The sequence below is a fragment of the Pseudomonas sp. BF-R-01 genome, from assembly GCF_019946615.1.
GTDB lineage: Bacteria > Pseudomonadota > Gammaproteobacteria > Pseudomonadales > Pseudomonadaceae > Aquipseudomonas > Aquipseudomonas migulae.
Genome location: NZ_JAGYFX010000184.1, coordinates 1 through 5,485, shown reverse-complemented (window position 1 = coordinate 5,485; position 5,485 = coordinate 1). Strand labels below are relative to the sequence as shown.

Annotated in this window: 5 protein-coding genes; all 5 read left to right on the top strand. The window is 58.5% G+C overall.

Features of this window, described 5'->3' with window-relative positions; all coding sequences use genetic code 11:
* The first annotated feature begins 195 nt into the window (after positions 1-195).
* The 5 genes from glpD (at position 196) to KGB27_RS30740 (ending at position 5,428) form a co-directional block, all read left to right on the top strand.
* Positions 196-1,734: a glycerol-3-phosphate dehydrogenase gene (glpD, locus tag KGB27_RS30760; RefSeq protein ID WP_223437946.1), complete on the top strand. Its 1,539-nt coding sequence runs from the start codon at positions 196-198 to the stop codon at positions 1,732-1,734.
* 435 nt (positions 1,735-2,169) lie between these two features.
* On the top strand, positions 2,170-3,084 hold the full coding sequence (locus KGB27_RS30755) for a glutamate/aspartate ABC transporter substrate-binding protein (RefSeq protein ID WP_008032176.1): 915 nt from the start codon (positions 2,170-2,172) through the stop codon (positions 3,082-3,084).
* 195 nt (positions 3,085-3,279) lie between these two features.
* The gene (locus KGB27_RS30750) at positions 3,280-4,026 is read left to right on the top strand and encodes an amino acid ABC transporter permease (RefSeq protein ID WP_008032179.1); all 747 of its coding nucleotides are present in this window, start codon (positions 3,280-3,282) and stop codon (positions 4,024-4,026) included.
* Positions 4,026-4,697, top strand: a complete 672-nt coding sequence (locus tag KGB27_RS30745) for an amino acid ABC transporter permease (RefSeq protein ID WP_192228573.1) — start codon at positions 4,026-4,028, stop codon at positions 4,695-4,697. The genes KGB27_RS30750 and KGB27_RS30745 overlap by 1 nt, the downstream gene beginning before the upstream one ends.
* The gene (locus KGB27_RS30740) at positions 4,694-5,428 is read left to right on the top strand and encodes an amino acid ABC transporter ATP-binding protein (RefSeq protein WP_008032183.1); all 735 of its coding nucleotides are present in this window, start codon (positions 4,694-4,696) and stop codon (positions 5,426-5,428) included. Before KGB27_RS30745 ends, KGB27_RS30740 begins: the two co-directional genes overlap by 4 nt.
* The last annotated feature ends 57 nt before the right edge of the window (positions 5,429-5,485 follow it).

Sequence of the window (5,485 nt, the reverse complement as noted above, 5' to 3'; positions counted from 1 at the left end):
GCTCCTACAAAATGCGTGCCCCCGCAATCCCCCCCTCGGCTACTAATGTTCGTAAATTTTCCTTTAACGGCCCTTCGATCAGTATTTTCAATCGAAGTTAACTGGCTGTGGGCGGCTTTATGGGCTACCATTTTCGAAAATGAACATTAATGTTCGAAATCCAATATCGACAATCAAAAAAACCGAGGCCAGCCGATGCCCACTTCTACCTTGCCTACGCCCCCACTCGCCGAGGTCTACGATATCGCCGTTATCGGTGGCGGGATCAATGGCGTGGGGATCGCAGCGGATGCCGCCGGTCGCGGTCTTTCGGTGTTCCTTTGCGAAAAGGATGATCTGGCCAGCCACACCTCGTCGGCCAGCAGCAAACTGATCCACGGTGGCCTGCGCTACCTCGAACATTACGAATTCCGCCTGGTCCGCGAAGCCCTCGCCGAGCGCGAAGTGTTGCTGGCCAAGGCGCCGCACATCGTCAAGCAAATGCGCTTCGTCCTGCCGCACCGTCCGCACCTGCGTCCGGCCTGGATGATCCGCGCCGGCCTGTTCCTGTATGACAACCTGGGCAAACGGGAAAAACTGGAAGGTTCGAAAAGCCTGAAGTTCGGCCCGGACAGCCCGTTGAAAAGCGAAATCACCAAAGGCTTCGAATACTCCGATTGCTGGGTCGACGACGCTCGCCTGGTGGTCCTGAACGCCATGGCGGCCCGCGAGAACGGCGCCCATGTGCACACCCAGACCCGCTGCGTCAGCGCCCGTCGAACCAAAGGCCTTTGGCATCTGCACCTGGAACGCGCCGACGGCAGCCTGCTTTCGATCCGCGCCAAGGCGCTCGTGAATGCGGCCGGCCCATGGGTTGCCAAGTTCATTCGTGATGATTTGAAGATGGAATCGCCGTACGGCATCCGCCTGATCCAGGGCAGTCACCTGATCGTGCCGAAACTGTACGAAGGTGATCACGCGCACATTCTGCAAAACGAAGATCAGCGCATCGTCTTCACCATTCCGTACCTGAACCATTTCACCCTGATCGGCACCACCGACCGCGAGTACACCGGCGACCCGGCTAAAGTGGCGATCACCGAAGGCGAAACCGATTACCTGTTGAAAGTGGTCAACGCCCACTTCAGGAAGCAGATCAGCCGCGACGACATCCTGCACAGCTATTCCGGTGTTCGTCCGCTGTGCAACGACGAATCCGACAATCCGTCGGCCGTCACCCGCGACTACACCCTCGCGCTTTCGGGCACGGGCGAAGAAGCGCCGTTGCTGTCGGTGTTCGGCGGCAAGCTGACCACCTACCGCAAACTGGCCGAGTCGGCGCTGGCGCAACTGGCGCCTTACTTCACGCACATCAAGCCGAGCTGGACCGCCAGCGCCACCCTGCCGGGCGGCGAAGACATGACCACCCCGCAGGCGCTGAGCTCGCGCATCCGTGACCAGTTCGACTGGGTGCCGACCGAAATCGCCCGTCGTTGGGCCACCACTTATGGCAGCCGCACCTGGCGCATGCTTGAAGGCGTGCAAAGCCTCAGCGACCTGGGCGAGCACATCGGCGGCGGTCTCTACACCCGCGAAGTCGATTACCTGTGCAGCGAAGAGTGGGCAACCACGGCGCACGACATTCTGTGGCGTCGCAGCAAGCTGGGCTTGTTCACCACCCCGGCCGAGCAGCAAGCGCTGGCGGAGTATCTGAGCAAGGTCGAGCAGAACCGCAGCAAGATTGAAGCGGCCTGATCGCACCTCCACTCAAACGAAAGCCCCTGAATCTCACGATTCAGGGGCTTTTTGCTATTCGGGAAACACCATCAATCCCCTGTAGGAGCTGGCTTGCCAGCGATGAGGCCCTTGGCTTTAGCACCTATCTAAGGGACGCCATCGCCGGCAAGCCAGCTCCTACAGAGTTAGCGTGCATCCGGCATTCGGTTTTCCGAACGCGACCCGTCGGTCTATTCGGTTAACCGGACTATCTCTCTCCAAAAAACGCGCCACAAATATTTAATCTCCTTATAAATCAATACTTTAGTTTGTATCGACTGGTCTGGCATGAGTCATGCTCTACACTCTTGGACGAATGCTTGTTGCGCGGACCTTGAGAAGCCGACAGACATTCGAAGCACAAAAGGGCCGATGAACTGGCTCCATAAAAAAAACAATGTCGAGGAAAATTTGATGCGCATCGTTCCCCATATCCTGGGCGCAGCCATTGCTGCAGCTCTGATTACCACTCCAGTTTTCGCTGCCGAACTCACCGGCACACTGAAGAAGATCAAAGAGTCCGGCACCATCACCCTCGGGCATCGTGACGCTTCCATTCCGTTTTCCTATATCGCGGACGCTTCCGGCAAACCGGTTGGCTACTCCCACGATATTCAGCTGAAAGTCGTTGAAGCCCTGAAAAAAGACCTCGACATGCCGAATCTCCAGGTCAAATACAACCTGGTGACCTCGCAAACCCGCATCCCGCTGGTGCAGAACGGCACCGTGGACCTCGAGTGCGGTTCCACCACCAACAACGTCGAGCGTCAGCAGCAAGTTGACTTCTCCGTCGGCATTTTCGAAATCGGTACTCGCCTGCTGTCCAAGGCAGACTCCAAGTACAAGGATTTCGCTGACCTGGCCGGCAAGAACGTCGTGACCACCGCCGGCACCACGTCCGAACGCATCCTCAAGGCGATGAACGCCGACAAGCAGATGGGTATGAACGTCATCTCCGCCAAAGACCACGGCGAATCCTTCCAGATGCTGGAAACCGGCCGTGCCGTGGCTTTCATGATGGACGACGCCCTGCTGGCAGGTGAAGCGGCCAAAGCCAAGAAGGCAACTGACTGGGCCGTGACCGGCACTCCACAGTCCTACGAAATCTACGGCTGCATGGTCCGCAAGGGCGACGAGCCGTTCAAGAAGGCTGTAGACGACGCCATCGTGGCGACCTACAAGTCGGGCGAGATCAACAAGATCTACGACAAATGGTTCATGCAGCCAATCCCGCCAAAAGGTCTGAACCTGAACTTCCCGATGAGCGACGAGCTCAAGGCCCTGATCGCCAATCCGACTGATAAAGCGGCTGACGACAAGAAGTCCTGATTTTCTGACTAACCTTATCTCCTGAGAGGGCCGTCGCCCTTTCAGGAGGTGGTCACTTCCTGCTGGTATTTTTTGGAAACACTCGAACCGGTGGCTGTCGAGCCGGGAGCGTGTGCCTGATCGAAAAGGTCAGGCGGGAACGGAGCTTCCCCCAAGCGGGCACTTGCACATCGATTGAACTGAGGGGAGACCCTAATGAATTACAACTGGGACTGGGGCGTGTTCTTCAAGTCCACCGGCGTGGGCAGCGAGACCTATTTCGACTGGTACGTGTCCGGTCTGGGCTGGACCATCGGCATCGCCATCGCGGCCTGGATCATCGCCCTGACACTGGGCTCGATCCTGGGCGTCATGCGCACCGTGCCGAACCGCATCGTATCGGGCATCGCCACCTGCTACGTCGAACTTTTCCGTAACGTACCGCTGCTGGTGCAGCTGTTCATCTGGTACTTCCTGGTGCCCGACCTGCTGCCGCAAGACCTGCAGGAATGGTACAAACAGGACCTGAACCCGACCACCTCCGCGTTCCTCAGCGTGGTTGTCTGCCTGGGCCTGTTCACCACGGCTCGCGTTTGCGAACAAGTGCGCACCGGTATTCAGGCACTGCCAAAAGGCCAGGAATCCGCTGCTCGCGCCATGGGTTTCAAGCTGCCGCAGATCTACTGGAACGTGCTGCTGCCCCAGGCCTACCGGATCATCATTCCGCCGCTTACCTCGGAATTCCTGAACGTATTCAAGAACACCTCCGTCGCCTCGCTGATCGGCCTGATGGAGTTGCTCGCACAGACCAAACAGACCGCCGAGTTCTCCGCGAACCTGTTCGAAGCGTTCACCCTGGCGACCCTGATCTACTTCACCCTGAACATGAGCCTGATGCTGCTGATGCGCCTGGTCGAGAAGAAAGTAGCCGTACCGGGCCTGATCTCCGTAGGGGGTAAATGATGGAATTCGACTTCTCGGGCATCATCCCGTCCCTGCCGGGCCTGTGGAACGGCATGATCATGACCCTGCAACTGATGGCGCTGGGCGTCGTCGGCGGGATCATCCTCGGCACGATCCTCGCGCTGATGCGCCTGTCCCACAGCAAAGTGCTGTCGAACATCGCCGGCGCCTACGTTAACTACTTCCGTTCGATTCCACTGCTGCTGGTCATCACCTGGTTCTACCTGGCGGTGCCGTTCGTACTGCGCTGGATCACCGGCGAAGACACGCCGATCGGCGCATTCGCCTCGTGCATCGTGGCGTTCATGATGTTTGAAGCGGCGTACTTCTGCGAAATCGTCCGCGCCGGCGTGCAGTCGATTCCCAAAGGCCAGATGGGCGCTGCCCAGGCCCTGGGCATGTCGTATGGCCAGATGATGCGCCTGATCATCCTGCCGCAAGCGTTCCGCAAGATGACCCCGCTGCTGCTGCAACAGAGCATCATCCTGTTTCAGGACACCTCGCTGGTCTACGCCGTCGGCCTGGTGGACTTCCTCAATGCCTCGCGTGCCAGTGGCGACATCATCGGCCGCTCGAATGAGTTCCTGATCTTCGCAGGTCTCGTGTACTTCACAATCAGCTTTGCCGCCTCGCTGCTGGTCAAGCGTCTGCAAAAAAGGTTTGCCGTATGATCTCTATCAAGAATGTCAACAAGTGGTATGGCGACTTCCAGGTACTGACTGACTGCAGCACCGAGGTCAAAAAAGGCGAAGTGATCGTGGTGTGCGGGCCGTCCGGCTCTGGCAAATCCACCCTGATCAAATGCGTCAACGCCCTGGAACCGTTCCAGAAAGGCGACATCGTGGTCGACGGCACGTCCATTGCGGACCCGAAGACCAACCTGCCGAAGCTGCGTTCACGCGTGGGCATGGTGTTCCAGCATTTCGAGCTGTTCCCGCACCTGACCATCACCGAAAACCTGACCATCGCGCAGATCAAGGTGTTGGGCCGCAGCAAGGAAGAAGCCACCAAGAAAGGCCTGCAACTGCTGGAGCGCGTCGGCCTCTCGGCACACGCTCACAAGCACCCGGGCCAGCTCTCCGGTGGTCAGCAACAGCGTGTGGCGATTGCCCGTGCGCTGGCGATGGACCCGATCGTCATGCTGTTCGACGAACCGACCTCCGCGCTCGACCCTGAAATGGTCAACGAAGTGCTCGACGTGATGGTGCAACTGGCCCACGAAGGCATGACCATGATGTGCGTGACCCACGAAATGGGCTTCGCCCGTAAAGTGGCGGACCGGGTGATCTTCATGGACGCCGGCAAAATCATCGAAGACTGCAAGAAAGAGGAGTTCTTCGGCGACATCAGCCACCGCGCCGAGCGTACCCAGCACTTCCTCAACAAGATTCTGCAGCACTAAAAAACACCGCTCCCCTGTAGGAGCCGGCTTGCTGGCGATGGAGTGTCAGTCGACATC

Coding starts and splice junctions, on each gene's coding strand:
- glpD (WP_223437946.1), top strand. CDS start 196: ATGCCCACTTCTACCTTGCCTACGCCCCCACTCGCCGAGGTCTACGAT.
- KGB27_RS30755 (WP_008032176.1), top strand. CDS start 2,170: ATGCGCATCGTTCCCCATATCCTGGGCGCAGCCATTGCTGCAGCTCTG.
- KGB27_RS30750 (WP_008032179.1), top strand. CDS start 3,280: ATGAATTACAACTGGGACTGGGGCGTGTTCTTCAAGTCCACCGGCGTG.
- KGB27_RS30745 (WP_192228573.1), top strand. CDS start 4,026: ATGGAATTCGACTTCTCGGGCATCATCCCGTCCCTGCCGGGCCTGTGG.
- KGB27_RS30740 (WP_008032183.1), top strand. CDS start 4,694: ATGATCTCTATCAAGAATGTCAACAAGTGGTATGGCGACTTCCAGGTA.